Here is a 13353-nt window from a genome sequence, read left to right on the forward strand (position 1 = left end):
TCAGTTCCGGTGCGTGCCTCCGACGCAATTTCGGTTACGCTGCCGCCGGCTTGTGAAGGTGAGTAAGGTCGAGCCCGTCGAATCGGACTTGAGCGACGAACTCGGCGAGAAACGCAGGCTCCAGGCCGCTCCCGTAATCGTCATCCGTGCCTTGGCTCGCCCATCCACCGAGCGCTTGCACGACATCCCGAGGCGCCTTCGCCCGGCGAAGTGCGTCGCGGTAGGAGTGCCGGAACGAGTGAAAGGTGATCCGGGAGGTCTTCGCGCCGGCCTTCTCCAGGAACCGGGCGAACCACTTCGAGAACCCCGAGAAGTAGCCGTGCGCATCCTTCGATAGCTCTGGGAACAGCCGCGTCCGGCCTGTTCGGCGGGCATCTGCGACGAAATTCAGGAAGCCGATCCGGCCAAGCTCCGGGTGTAGCGGAACATAACGCCGGCCTGCCTCGGTCTTGATGCGCTTGCGGTCCGCTGCATCCATGTCCGACGCTTGTTCGTCGCTCAGAAGGATAACCGGAACGCCCTCGATCTCCTGCACGTCGGCCGCGTGAAGCTGACACGCTTCGCCGAGACGCAGCCCATGGAAGAGCGAAAGGAGCGGAACCCAGAAGCGGCCTCGCCTCGGTTGCGCGGGACCGGGGATCGCGTAACCAGCTTCGTCGTTCTGGCATCCCGTGTAGAGCGGCGCGTTGAAGAGCGCTGGCAGGACAGTGATTGGAACCGCCTGCCTCTTGTCACGTGCCGCGACCGGATCGTGAACGGACAGGCCCTTGGCCGGATTGCGCTCGATCCGCCACGTCTCGACACCCCAGTTGAAGAGCGCGGCAAGGTTGTTGAGGTAGTTGTTGACGGTGCCGGGACCGAGCGTTGCGGCACCCTCGGCAGCGCCAAGCTCGACCGCTGCCAACAGCGACACGTTCGGAAACTTTTTCCGGGCATTGCTCGGGAGTCGAAGGAGGGTATCGCGGACCCGCTCGCAGTCCTGTCGCGTGACCTCGGCAGCCGGCTTCGACGCACCGACGATCTCCTTCAGGGCATCGAAGACGACACGATAGGAAAGCAGCGTCTTCGAGTTGCGATTCGCTGCCGGGTCGGAGAGGTAGGCATCAACGAGTTCGCAGAGCGTTGGCCCGGCAGCCTTGAGCGGGGGAGGCGCAGGCGTATCGATAGGGTCGCCGTTCTGCCGTCGCTCCAGAGCATCCATGTGCCGCACGAACTCGCGAAGCATCCGGTTCAGCACCTCGCGGTAGATCGGAGCCTCGCGGTCGAGCTTGTACCCATTGCTATCTAGCCAGTCATCGAACTCATCGCGGTAGGGCTCGACGTTGCCACGGGCTGCGTCCCGCCTCGCTGCGGGGGAGACGATGGCCACGGCCTCGTCTTTCGAAGAGAACTCACGATCCGACAGCCGTTCGGATCGGTGCTCTTCGTCTTCAGCCATCAGCTCGTGGAAGTAGGTCGCCGCGATGCGATCCACCTCGGCCTTGCTCAGGGTCGCTTCCGCAGCCGCGCGGTCGCGACGCCTCAGGTCCTCCATCTCGGCATCGAACCGGACGCTCTCGGCCCTCACGAGTAGCCGCGCACGGGCAAGATCGGTCGTTTTAAGTGACTTCCAACGATCACCGGAGCGGAACAGGTGCCGAAGGTCGGCCGGGTATTTTGCTCGAAAATAGTAGGTCGTCTCGCGGCGAAGAAGACGGTCCGGCATGGCATCCTCGCCGCCTCCGGTGTAGCAGCCCGGTGTAGCAGCTTGAGAGAATTTTGCCTTACTAACCATCAACTTACAATGAAATCAGGCCCTTAGGACCGTGCTGGCGGAAGGGGTGGGATTCGAACCCACGGTGGAGTTGCCCCCACGGCGGTTTTCAAGACCGCTGCCTTAAACCACTCGGCCACCCTTCCAATCCGGACGATGCCGGAGCCGCCCTCCGGCAGGCGGGGTGCTTGTAGCGGAGAACCGCACGGGCCGGAAACCGAAACCTTTGCGGATCGTCACGATGCGCGAAGACGCGTCAGCCGGTCGAGCAGTGCGCGGTCGTGGAGCAGCGCCATGCACTCCTTCGGTTTCAGCCAGGCGCGCGCCTCGGCCACCGTTTCGGCCTCGATGACCTTGGCCTGGGCCAGGGTGCGATCGGCGTCGATGGTGCCGCGCGGCCGGCCCGCAGCTTGAGGCAGCATCGCCGCGTGGTCGTGGGCGAGGCGCGGCTCGGCATGGAGCGCGATCAGCGCATTGGCCTCGTCGAGGCCGAGCATCGCATTCCGTGCGGCGAGCGCGGCGGCGCGGAGTGCCACCGGTGGTGGGTCGCGCTCCTCCGGTGTGCCGAGCAAGCCGCGGCGCCTGAGGGCGAGGCCCCACGCGAGCTGGCCGCTCGCCCAGGAGAGCGGGATCGCCAGAACGAGGCCGAGGATCGTCGGCGACATCCAAAGGAAGAGCGAGGTGGCGATGGCGAAGGCGGCGCCTCCGGTGAGCAGGCCGAGCACGGTGTGCCAGCGGTGGCGGCGCACGATGTCGGAGAGCGGGATCGAGCCGTCGTCGCGCCGTTGCGGGTTCCAACCGGTGTCCTGGCCGGCGAGGATCCGGAAGACCGAGCCCGACTGGATCAGCATGGCGATCGGCGCGATCAGGGCCGAGAGCAGGATCTCGATCAGGAACGACAGCACGAGCCGGATCGCGCCGCCCGAACCCTTTCGCGTCGGCCCGTCGACCAGGGCGAGCAGCAAGCCCAGGAACTTCGGGGCGAGCAGGATGCCCATGGTGAGGCCGAAGAGCTGCAGCGCTCGGACCGGGTCGAAGCGCGGCCAAACCGGGGTCAGGCCGAACTCGGCGGAAAAGTATTCGGGCCGCACCCAGGCCGTCTGCAGGACCAGTGCGATACCGATGACGAGCTGGGCCAGCCAGAGGGGCGAGGCGAGATAGCCGGCGATGCCGGTGGCGAAGTGCTGGCGCGAGGGCAAGGCGAGACCCGCCGCGCCGATCACCCGAGCATGCTGGAGGTTGCCCTGCGCCCAACGGCGATCGCGCACCGAGAGGTCGATCAGGGTCGGCGGGCTCTCCTCGTAGGAGCCCGCGAGCAGCGGCAGCATGGTTACGCCCCAGCCGGCGCGCCGGATCAAGGCGGCCTCGACGAAGTCGTGGCTGAGTACGTGGCCGCCGAAGGGGGGGCGACCCTCGAGGTCGGGCAAGCCGCAGGCCTCGGCGAAGGCCCTGGTGCGGATGATCGCGTTGTGACCCCAATAATTGCCGTCGCGGCCGGACCAGATCGTCAGGCCGGTGGCGATCACCGGACCGTAGATCCGCGCGGCAAATTGCTGGACGCGGGCAAACAGCGTGTTGCGGTTGATGATCAGCGGCAGGCTCTGGACGATGCCGGCATCCGGGTCGGCTTCCATCGCCGCGGTCAGCCCGGTGATGCAGGTGCCGGAGAGCAGACTGTCGGCGTCGAGCACCAGCATGTGATCGTAAGCGGCCCCCCAGCGGGTGACGAAGTCGCCGATATTGCCGGCCTTGCGGTGATGGTTCTTCGGGCGGTGGCGATAGTAGAGCCTTGCGCCGGGGCCGAGTTCCTCGCGCAAGCTCAAGAAGGCACGCTCCTCGGCGATCCAGGCATCGGGCTGCGTGGTGTCCGACAGCACGAACCAGTCGAAATGGCCTCCGAGCCCGGTCGCCTCGACCTCCTCGCGCATCGCCTGCACGGCGGCAAAGGTGCGCGCGGTCGCCTCGTTATAGACCGGCATGACCACGGCGGTGCGGCCCGAGAGCGTGGTCGGGACGGCAGCCGTGCGGCGGTTTCGCAGCAATGCGAGGAAGCCGAGGATCGACGCGGTGAAGGCGAGGGCGATCCAGGAAAAGGTGAGGGTGAACAGCCCGAGCAGCACGTATTGCAGCGCAGTCGCGCCGCCCGAGACCGAGATCACCTCGTACATCTGCCAGGTGCCGTAGGCGGTCAGCGCCACGGCCCCGCCGAACACGAAGGCGCGTGCAGCCCACGGCCGGAGCTCCGGCCTCGACGGTACCCGTCGGGCCGACGGGTCCCAGCGGCCGAGATCCTGGACCGGCATGGCGAGTGGCGCCTCCGGCGGCATGGCCGGCCGGAACCCGCTCGATGCCGACGCGTCCGGAGGGGAGGAGAGACCCCGCTGCTGCGCGGCTTCGTCGAGGATCAAGGCGTCCGTCATCGGGGCTTTCAGCAGGCGGGCGTCGGGCATCATCCGGTCCAGCGATAGAGCCAGGTCTCGCTCAGCTGACGGTCCCCAGCCTTGAGGGCGAGACGCAATTCGCTCGCCGGCTGGCCCCCGGCATCGAGTTCGAAGACGATCCGCACGGTACGGCGCTCCGGATACGGGTAGATCGCCTGCCGCGTGATGGTGCCGGGACTGGAAATCAGGACCGTGCGCAGCTCAGGCACCGCCCCGTCCCGGCCGGCGAACAGGATGTCACCGGTGAAGTCGACGAGGAAGAGCCGGCGGCCTGCGCTGGAACCGCGACCGCTGCGGCTGTTGCTGACGCCGGCCAAGGCGGGCTGGTCGGGCGCCGGGTCCGGCGGCTGCCAGCACCAGGTCTGGCGGTAGCGGAAGCGCACCTCGGCATCGGCCGGTACCACCGCCTTGGGACGCCAATAGGCGATGACGTTCTCGTTGACTTCCGAATCGCTCGGGATCTCGAGCAGCGTCACGGCACCGGGCCCCCAAAGGGCCTTACCGAGACCGGCCTGATCTCCGTCGACCTCGAGGGGCTCGATCCAGAGTGAGGGACGCCATTCCCAGTGCTGCACGTCGTCCTGGAAGGCCGCATAGTCGCGGGTCCGCTGCATCAGGCCGAAGCTCTCGGGGCTATCGTCCACGAACGAGGAGATCTGCAGGGTCTGCGGGTTGTTCACCGGGCGCCAGATCGCCTCGCCACCGCCATTGCGGATCTGCAGGCCGCCGGAACTGTAGGCGGCGGCGCGGGCATCGTCGACGCCGCGCCGGCCGACCGGGCCGAACAGGTAGCTGGTCTGCGCGCCGCCGAGGCCGAGATGGTCGATCGCCGCGCGGGTGAAGAGAGAGCCCTCCACCTCGACCACCGAGGCATCGCCTGGCTTCAGCGTCATGCGCAGGGCCGCCGAGCAGGATTCCGCGTCGAGCAGGGCGTGGAGCACCAGGGGCGCTCCGTCCTTGCCCGGCCGCTCGATGAAGAAGGCCCGCCACCGGGAAAAATCCTCGCCGCGGGCGTCGGCCGGGCGCAGCATCAGGGCGCGGGCAGTCAGGCCGAAGCCCTGGCCGCGAGCGATCAGGCGGAAGAAGGAGACGCCCTGGAAGCTCGCGAAATCGGAGAGGTCGCCGCCGCCGAAGCGTGCGCGCAGGCGAAAGCCGGAAAAACCCGGATCCGTCTGGCCGGGATCGGGCAGGGTGACGCCGTCGGCTGCGAAACGGTCGCGCGCATAGGGCACCGGGCGCACCACCCCGTCCTCGATCAGGAAGAGCTGGACACGGTCGGTATAGACGGAGCCGCGATGCAGGGGCTCGACGGCGAAGTCGAGCCCGGCATCGCCCCAGATCGCGGCGCCCGGCGCCGTGCGGATTCCGGCATATTGCTCGCGCGTCAGGTTCTTGAGGACGTCCGGCAGCCCGTCGGCGCGCTGGGCCACATAGGGCTGCCGCGCGAGGGCACGCGCGATGTCGGGCACGGTTGAGGCGGTGAAGGGCGTGCCGGCGGCGGGCAGGGCGGGGGGCGCCTGCTGCGCGAAAGCCGGCACGGCTCCGGCCATCGCTCCGGCGGCGAGGCCGGCTGCCGTCCTCAGGATCTCACGGCGATTGCGGCCGGGATCGGCATCGGCACCGGACCGGTCGTGCGGCTCATGCCAGGAAGGTCCGGCGGAAGGATGCGTCATGCCCTCGTCGATGCAAGATGGAGATGGGGCGGGATCGGTCGCCTCGATACGAAGCAACGCCTGAACCCGGGCTTAAGGTTGCGATCTCCCCATCGGGTCGGGCGGCCTTTTCTGCAAGCCCGGCGATCGGTTACATGCCGCCGACGCCGATGGGAACGGGGCAGCGGATGACGAATCTGGGAGCAGGGCAGGGCACGGGCGCGCGCGGCTTCGCGGCGATCGTGCTGGCCGCCGGCAAAGGAACGCGCATGCGCTCCGACCTGCCCAAGGTGCTGCACGCCATTGCCGGACGCAGCATGCTCGGCCACGTGCTCGCTGCGATCCAGGAAGCCGGCGCCACCCGCGTCGACGTGGTGATCGAGCCTGGCCGCGCCGACGTCGCCTCCGAGGTCGAACGGCAGGCGCCGGGCGCGCAGGTCCATCCGCAGGTCGAGCGGCTCGGCACCGCCCATGCGGCGCTCCAGGCCCGCGCAGCGTTGGAGACCGGCAACGACGTCATCGTCGCCTTCGGCGACACGCCGCTCGTCACCGCGGAGACGTTTCGCCGGCTCAGTGAATCATTGTCCCATGGTGCGGCCGTCGCCGTGCTGGCCTTCGACGCCGCTGATCCGAAGGGCTACGGCCGGGTTCTCACGGAGGGCGGCCAGGTCGTGGCGATCCGAGAGGAAAAGGACGCCTCGGAGGCCGAGCGGCGGACCCGCCTGTCCAATGCCGGGCTGATGGCGCTTTCGGGCGCGCATGCGCTGCGGCTGCTGACCCGGATCGGCAATCACAACGCGGCCGGCGAGTATTACCTGACCGATGCGGTCGCCCTGGCCGTCGAGGAAGGGCTACGGGTCGCCGTGGTCTCGATCGACGAAGCCGAGGCGCAAGGGGTCAACGACCGTGTGCAGTTGTCGGTGGCCGAGGCCGCGATCCAGGGGCGCTTGCGTCGGGCAGCACAGCTCGGCGGCGCCACGCTGGTCGCGCCGGAGACGGTGTTTCTCGCCGCCGACACGGTGATCGGCCGCGACGTGGTCATCGAGCCGCATGTGGTCTTCGGCCCCGGCGTCGTGATCGGCGACGGCTGCCTGATCCGCGCCTTCTCGCATCTCGTCGATTGCCGGCTGGAGCGCGGCGTCGATATCGGCCCGCATGTGCGCCTGCGCGGCGGCGCGGTGCTGGAGGAGGGCGTCCATCTTGGCAATTTCGTCGAGCTGAAGAACGCCCACATGCATGCCGGCTCGAAGGCCGCGCACCTGACCTATCTCGGCGATTCCGAGATCGGCGCGCGGGCCAATATCGGTGCCGGCACCATCACCTGCAATTACGACGGCGTGAGCAAGCATCGCACGAGCATTGGGGAGGGTGCCTTCATCGGCTCGAACTCGGCGCTGGTCGCCCCGGTGAGCATCGGCGCGAATGCGCTCGTCGGGGCAGGTTCGGTCATCGTGCGGGACGTGCCGGCCGATGCGCTCGCCGTGGCGCGTGGGAGGCAGACGACCTTGGAAGGCCTCGCCAAGTCGAAGCGCGCGGCGATGCTCGCGGCCAAGGCGGCGAAGGCGAAACTCCCAACCAACCCTTGAGCCTTGCGACGCGCGATCGCTGGCGTTGTCCTGTTTCGATCCGCTAGAAGCCGGCTCGATACCGGGGCGCGTCAGGCCCGAACCTTGCGCGTCGGGTCGATCGAGACGACCTGCTGTTCCATCGCGGAACGATGCAGCGTCGCAGTTGCGTCAAAAACGACAGGATCGCTGGCATGTGCGGGATCGTAGGCATCGTCGGGCGCGAGGCGGTGGCGGGGCAGGTGATCGAGGCCCTACGGCGTCTTGAGTATCGCGGCTACGATTCCGCCGGCATCGCCACCCTGGAGCACGGCCAGCTCGAGCGGCGGCGCGCCGAGGGCAAGCTCTCCAACCTGCAGCTCAAGCTGGTGCAGTCGCCGCTCTCCGGGGCGATCGGCATCGGCCATACGCGCTGGGCGACGCATGGCCGGCCGAACGAGACCAACGCCCACCCGCATGCCACTGAGCGGCTGGCGGTGGTCCATAACGGCATCATCGAGAATTTTCGCGAGCTGAAGGCCGAGCTGCAGGCCGCCGGCGCCCGCTTCGAGACCGAAACCGATACGGAGGTCGTCGCCCAGCTCGTCTCGCACCTGATGGGGCAGGGGCTCGGTCCGGTCGCCGCCGTGGAAGCCGCGCTGCCGCGCCTGCGCGGCGCGTTCGCGCTCGGCTTCCTGTTCGCCGGCGAAGAGGACTTTTTGATCGGCGCCCGGCACGGCGCGCCGCTCGCCATCGGCTTCGGGCAGGGCGAGACCTATCTCGGCTCGGACGCGCTTGCGCTCGCGCCCTTCACCGACGAGATCACCTATCTCGAGGAGGGCGACTGGGCGATCCTGACCCGCGACGGTGCCGAGATCCGCGACATCGCCAACACCGTCGTCGCGCGACCGCGCCAAAAAATCGTCAGCCAGGCCTATCTCGTCGACAAGGGCAACCACCGCCATTTCATGGCGAAGGAGATCCACGAGCAGCCGGAGGTGGTCGGCCGCACGCTCGCCCACTACGTCGACATGGCGAACGGCCGCATCGCCCTGCCCGAGGCGCTGCCTTTCGACTTCGCCAAGCTCTCGCGCCTCTCGATCACCGCCTGCGGCACCGCCTTCTATGCCGGGCTCGTCGCGAAATACTGGTTCGAGACCATTGCGCGGCTGCCCGTCGAGATCGATGTCGCCTCCGAGACCCGCTACCGCGAGCCGCCGCTGGAGCGAGACGGGCTGACGCTCGTGATCTCCCAGTCTGGCGAGACCGCCGACACGCTGGCCTCACTCCGCTACGCAAAGGCGCAGGGCCAGCACTCGCTGGCCGTCGTCAACGTGCCGACCTCGACCATCGCCCGGGAATGCTCGGTGGTGATGCCGACGCTCGCCGGCCCCGAGATCGGCGTCGCCTCGACGAAAGCCTTTTCCTGCCAGCTCACCGTGCTGCTCTGCCTCGCCATCGCGGCCGGCCGGGCGCGGGGCACTCTCGATGCCGCCCGCGAACGGGCCCTGGTCGATGCGCTCATCACCGTGCCGGGCCTGATGGCAGAGTCCGTCAAACTCGAAGCGGAGGTCGAGGTGTTGTCGCGCGAGATCGCGAAGGCGCGCGACGTGCTCTATCTCGGCCGCGGCACATCCTACCCGATGGCCCTGGAGGGCGCGCTGAAGCTGAAGGAAATCAGCTACATCCACGCCGAGGGCTACGCTGCCGGAGAGCTCAAGCACGGCCCGATCGCGCTGATCGACGAGACCGTGCCGGTGATCGTCATTGCCCCGCACGACGCGATCTTCGAGAAGACGGTCTCGAACATGCAGGAGGTCGCGGCGCGCGGCGGCCGGATCGTGCTGATCGGCGATGCCAAGGGCGCGGCCGACCATGGCCTCGACACGCTGGCGACCCTGACCATGCCGGATGTCGATCCGGTGGTGGCGCCGATCGTCTACGCCGTGCCGGTGCAGCTCCTCGCCTACCACACTGCCGTCTTCATGGGGAAAGACGTCGATCAGCCGCGCAACCTCGCGAAATCCGTCACCGTCGAGTAGCGGCAGCTCCACGAAAAAAGCCGGCTGTTGAGCGAAAAAGAACATCTTTCAAAAAAATAAATCTTTCATTGCATTAGATTTCATCCTCGGACCAAAAATAGATATCTTTCATTTCGGTCTGGCCCTGGGGCTAAAGTGAGCGTCGTGCGGTGAAATGCACTGTCCTCCGCCTTAGCGGACGGTCCCACCATGCGGCGAAGCAATGGATGAATGTTCAGGACTAGAGCTGCGTCGCTGATGGCGCGAGCAAGTCGCGCGCAGTCGATGTCCAGTCGCCTTTCAGGCCGGCATATCGGACCACTTCCCAAGCATTTGGCTCGAGACCCTGCTTTCGCAGAGCCTCAATTGTCCAAACCAGGCGCCGCCGCCTGAAACTCGGGAGAGATTCCTGCACGGACGTCAGCATCGCCCAGGTTCCAGGTAGCATCCTGGCCCGTTTTCGAACCCAGTCAGGTCGGGCAATTCGCCGCTCGATTTCAGCAAGGGTTCCGCGGATGGGAGGGCTCTCCGCGAAGATACCTTCCAAGATCCTCGGAAGACGTTGGGTGTGCTCGACATCGATACTCACCCAATCCCTTCGCGGGGGCGCGACTGCCCTCCCTCGGGGTAGCGCCGGCTTAGGGCCTGGAGCTTTCGATCGCGCCATCGGGGCGGTTCGGGGGAGCGTGACCCTAGGATTAGGAATGCCGAGTTTCACCGCCTCGGAAACAACCGTCTTTGGATCGAGCCTGATCGTTCGAGCGATCGAACGAAGGCTGGCGCCTTCTCCGATGGAGGCGGGTCAGGGACGCGCTGATGCCCGATCCCGCTCCGATGATCAGGGCGCTCCGATAGGGGATGTCCGTCATGCTTTCACCGACAGGTATGCGAAGACCGTCCGCGTCCTCGGCCTAGCATGTGGTGCTCGAGGGAAATCCGGCGAGCCGCGGCGTACCCAGCCCGTGGAGCCACGACGTCGTCCGAGCACACGATCTATCGAGGAAAATGCTCCGGATGGCGCTCGTATGGATGGTGCCGCTGCCGAGCACCGAATGGTCGGTCACCTGCTCGACCAGCAGGAAGTACCCTCTAAGCGGATGTGCAACCTGCCACCAATCGTTGAGTGTCGGTGCGGCCGCTAGGCTTTCATGAATGGGTTCGCGGCCTTCCGCGATCGCCTGAATCTGCGAGGCGAGCGGACCGTTCTCGAGAGGAGCGCCGGCATCGAAGAAGACTGGCCGGAGGTACTGGTTGTTGATGATCAGCTTAGCACCAATCTCGGCGGCGAAGATTGAGATCGTCTCGACCATCGCGACCACTCTCTCTTTCGGCCCGATCCTGGCGGCCACCTCTCCGATCGCTTGGATCGCCGAAGCCGACCGAAGCTTCGGAAGCCTCGGGGGAAGCATCAAGGCTGGCCACCGGCCAGCCCGCATGGGTCCGGTCCGCGCAATCGGACGGCGTGCGTTCACGAAACAGGAGGCCCCAAACCCTCCAGCGGTGTCCACACCCTGCTCGAGACCGCATCGATCTTGCCGACGACGTAGGCCAGACCGTCGGGGAACCGGACGAACGGAAAGCGGCCGGTTGCATCGGGGCCGAAGCTCTCAGGTGTCGTTGGCAACAGAAATGTCGGGAGGCCGTCCCATGGCCGGCGACCCTGTCTGACGATCAGCGAAATCTGGTTCAGCAGCGGTTCCGCAACGGCTTCGTCCAGCATGAAGGGCGGAACAGTCCCGGGGCTCGGCCAGTGATCGAACGACGGTGCCGAACCCGTGAGAAACCACTGGTCGCCGACCTTGAGCCGAAGAAACCGCTGCTGCTCGTGACCGGCTATCGAAGCGCTACGGCCTAGCAACTGCTCCAGATGGGCGAACAGTACGGGCGCGTTGATCAGGTTGGAGACGGCCCGGTAGTTCGAGATCGCCAATCTGCCGCCGACCAGCGTTGCAGCGGCCGAACTTCCACCGCCGCCGCCGGAGCCGCCGGGAACCGTCGCGACTGCGGTTTCGACGACATGACCGAAACCGCCGGCGACACCGGGTGCGGCACCCAAGCAGACCGCATAGCCCTGGAAGATCGTCCCGACGCCCGGGATCGAAGTCGATCCGACATACGGATCGACCTGGTTCCGGTACCCGCGCTCGGCGGTCCCCTTCACGTCGGTCGCCGTTACGCTTGATGCGCACGTCGCCTTCGCCTCGACCAGCACGACGCCGTGGCCGCCCGTCGCGGGACCGTCGTAGATGAAGTCGCCCAGCCTGCCGGAGTGGCCGGGCAACAGATTGGAGGCGAGATCCATCCAGGCGTAGCCGAGCTTCGCCATGCAGAGGTCGGTGAACCCGCCGCCCAAGCGGCCCGTCAGGCCCGTCTTCTCGAAGTCGGCCATCGCATCGAAATCGGCGGTTAGATCGAACGACTTGCCGGCGTCGTCGACCAGCGCACCGACGAGGTCGCGCGTGCCGCTTGCAAGTGCCGCCGAGACGGCAGGCGCGATGCTCCGAATGGCCGCGCACCGCGCCATCGCGGCGAACAGGGCCGCAGGATGGAAATCGAGGCGTCCGAGGTGGGCTGGCGGCGAGTAACCCGGTATCGGCTGTCTCGGCCTGCTCGCCTTGTCGGTGGTCGTCGGAATGTTGGCGATCGTCTTCTGCGACGCGGTCCAGGGTGGGGCCATGGCAGCTCTCCCTGCCGGTCGGCGGGGTCATCTCGATTCCGGCATCGAGATGCTACCGCATTCCGTCGGCCGGAGGAGAGATCGAACCCTGCGCGAATGCAGGACAAGCTGCATGATCGCTCGGACGCCATCCGTCGAAACGCGCGGGGGGAACATGCCGAAGAACATCGTGGTGTTGATCGACGGGACCGGAAACGACGTCGCCTCGGACGCGACCAACGTCCTACGGCTGGCCCGTATGCTGCCGGAGAGCAACGAGCAGAAGTTCGTCTACGATCCAGGCGTCGGTACCCAGGGGGCTCCCACGCGGGACCTCGTCGGTCGACGGTTGTTCGTCACAGCAGTCGATTTGGGGTTCGGCAGCGGCGTCTACGACAAGATCGCGACCGGCTACCGGGCGATCATCGACCGCTACGAGCCCGGGGACAGGCTCTATCTGTTTGGGTTCAGCCGAGGCGCCTACGTCGCCCGAGCGCTCGCCGGCCTGATCGGCAAGGTCGGGATCCTCGAACGCGGCCGCGACAACCTGGTCCCCTACGCGGTCAAGCTCTACGCGGCGCCGACGAACATCGGCGTGGCCAGGACCTTCACGAAGACCTTCTGCGACCGCTCCGCGAACATCCGGTTCCTCGGCCTATGGGACACCGTGAAATCGGTCTTCAGCGTCGACCTGACGACCAAGAAGCTCACGAGCGTCTCGTTGCCCCGGACCTACGTCAACCGGTCGGTCTCGGTCGTCCGGCATGCGGTCGCGATCGACGAGCGGCGCCGCTTCTTCAGACCCAACCTATGGAGCGACGACGGGACGGATGGATCCGCGACCGACGTGAAGCAGGTCTGGTTCGCCGGCGTCCACAGCGACGTCGGCGGGGGATATCCCATCAAGGACAATGCCCTGTCGGCGCTTCCGCTTGAGTGGATGGTGCGCGAGGCGATGGAGCAGGGCCTCCTGATCGACGAAACGCGGAGGGGTCGGGTTCTGAAGTCGGTGGCCGGGCCCAGCTCGAAACCTCCTCATCTCGCACTGATGAACGACTCCCTGGTCGGTCGGTGGCGGTACGCCGAGAAGATCCCGAAGCTCGGCAAGCCCGGGCCGGATGGGGGAGGGCGCACCGGTTGGTATCTGCCCGAGGGAGAACGACGGTTCATCCGCGAAGGAGCATCCGTCCACCGAAGCGTGGTCGACCGGAAGAACGGCGGCATCGGATACGATCCCGTCAACTTGCCGAACACCTACGTCCTCGTGGATTGATCCCCTCCGCGTC

Annotated in this window: 8 protein-coding genes, 1 tRNA gene and 1 pseudogene; 3 read left to right on the top strand and 7 right to left on the bottom strand. The window is 67.0% G+C overall.

The features are described 5' to 3' along the window. Nucleotides 1–34: 34 nt before the first annotated feature. The 4 genes from GGR33_RS11425 to GGR33_RS11440 form a co-directional block, all read right to left on the bottom strand. A complete protein-coding gene (locus tag GGR33_RS11425) occupies nt 35–1705 on the bottom strand; it encodes a site-specific integrase (protein ID WP_183505202.1) in 1671 nt (556 codons plus the stop codon). Nucleotides 1706–1809: 104 nt separating this feature from the next. Beyond that, a tRNA-Ser gene (locus tag GGR33_RS11430) sits at nt 1810–1899 on the bottom strand. A gap of 90 nt (nt 1900–1989) precedes the next feature. Next, the gene (mdoH, locus tag GGR33_RS11435; protein ID WP_183505204.1) at nt 1990–4173 is read right to left on the bottom strand and encodes a glucans biosynthesis glucosyltransferase MdoH; all 2184 of its coding nucleotides are present in this window, start codon (nt 4171–4173) and stop codon (nt 1990–1992) included. Between the two features lie 29 nt (nt 4174–4202). Beyond that, nucleotides 4203–5867: an OpgD/OpgG family glucan biosynthesis protein gene (locus tag GGR33_RS11440; RefSeq protein WP_183505206.1), complete on the bottom strand. Its 1665-nt coding sequence runs from the start codon at nt 5865–5867 to the stop codon at nt 4203–4205. A gap of 167 nt (nt 5868–6034) precedes the next feature. On the opposite strand from GGR33_RS11440, the gene glmU reads away from it, so the two are divergent. Continuing rightward, a complete protein-coding gene (gene glmU, locus GGR33_RS11445) occupies nt 6035–7432 on the top strand; it encodes a bifunctional UDP-N-acetylglucosamine diphosphorylase/glucosamine-1-phosphate N-acetyltransferase GlmU (protein WP_183505208.1) in 1398 nt (465 codons plus the stop codon). Between the two features lie 173 nt (nt 7433–7605). Next, nucleotides 7606–9432: a glutamine--fructose-6-phosphate transaminase (isomerizing) gene (gene glmS / locus GGR33_RS11450; RefSeq protein WP_183505210.1), complete on the top strand. Its 1827-nt coding sequence runs from the start codon at nt 7606–7608 to the stop codon at nt 9430–9432. A 776-nt stretch (nt 9433–10208) separates the two neighbouring features. On the opposite strand, the pseudogene GGR33_RS26415 reads toward glmS, so the two are convergent. The 3 genes and pseudogenes from GGR33_RS26415 to GGR33_RS11460 all read right to left on the bottom strand — a co-directional run. Beyond that, nucleotides 10209–10280, bottom strand: a pseudogene (locus GGR33_RS26415) (oxidoreductase); the annotation flags it as partial. A gap of 42 nt (nt 10281–10322) precedes the next feature. Beyond that, nucleotides 10323–10721, bottom strand: a complete 399-nt coding sequence (locus tag GGR33_RS11455) for a DUF6634 family protein (protein ID WP_183505212.1) — start codon at nt 10719–10721, stop codon at nt 10323–10325. A 158-nt stretch (nt 10722–10879) separates the two neighbouring features. Further along, on the bottom strand, nt 10880–11935 hold the full coding sequence (locus GGR33_RS11460) for a hypothetical protein (protein ID WP_183505214.1): 1056 nt from the start codon (nt 11933–11935) through the stop codon (nt 10880–10882). Nucleotides 11936–12242: 307 nt separating this feature from the next. Here GGR33_RS11460 and GGR33_RS11465 point away from each other — a divergent pair, with 307 nt between their 5' ends. Then, nucleotides 12243–13340, top strand: coding sequence for a DUF2235 domain-containing protein (locus GGR33_RS11465; protein WP_183505216.1), 1098 nt, complete (start codon nt 12243–12245; stop codon nt 13338–13340). The last annotated feature ends 13 nt before the right edge of the window (nt 13341–13353 follow it).

Origin of the sequence: Methylobacterium brachythecii (genome assembly GCF_014196345.1) — a bacterium.
Taxonomy (GTDB): domain Bacteria; phylum Pseudomonadota; class Alphaproteobacteria; order Rhizobiales; family Beijerinckiaceae; genus Methylobacterium; species Methylobacterium brachythecii.

What these genes read in the sequence shown, in the direction of transcription:
- GGR33_RS11465 (WP_183505216.1), top strand. Translation starts at nt 12,243, where the DNA reads ATGCCGAAGAACATCGTGGTGTTGATCGACGGGACCGGAAACGACGTC.
- GGR33_RS11460 (WP_183505214.1), bottom strand. Translation starts at nt 11,935, where the DNA reads ATGGCGCGGTGCGCGGCCATTCGGAGCATCGCGCCTGCCGTCTCGGCG.
- GGR33_RS11440 (WP_183505206.1), bottom strand. Translation starts at nt 5,867, where the DNA reads ATGACGCATCCTTCCGCCGGACCTTCCTGGCATGAGCCGCACGACCGG.
- mdoH (WP_183505204.1), bottom strand. Translation starts at nt 4,173, where the DNA reads ATGACGGACGCCTTGATCCTCGACGAAGCCGCGCAGCAGCGGGGTCTC.
- GGR33_RS11455 (WP_183505212.1), bottom strand. Translation starts at nt 10,721, where the DNA reads ATGGTCGAGACGATCTCAATCTTCGCCGCCGAGATTGGTGCTAAGCTG.
- glmU (WP_183505208.1), top strand. Translation starts at nt 6,035, where the DNA reads ATGACGAATCTGGGAGCAGGGCAGGGCACGGGCGCGCGCGGCTTCGCG.
- glmS (WP_183505210.1), top strand. Translation starts at nt 7,606, where the DNA reads ATGTGCGGGATCGTAGGCATCGTCGGGCGCGAGGCGGTGGCGGGGCAG.
- GGR33_RS11425 (WP_183505202.1), bottom strand. Translation starts at nt 1,705, where the DNA reads ATGCCGGACCGTCTTCTTCGCCGCGAGACGACCTACTATTTTCGAGCA.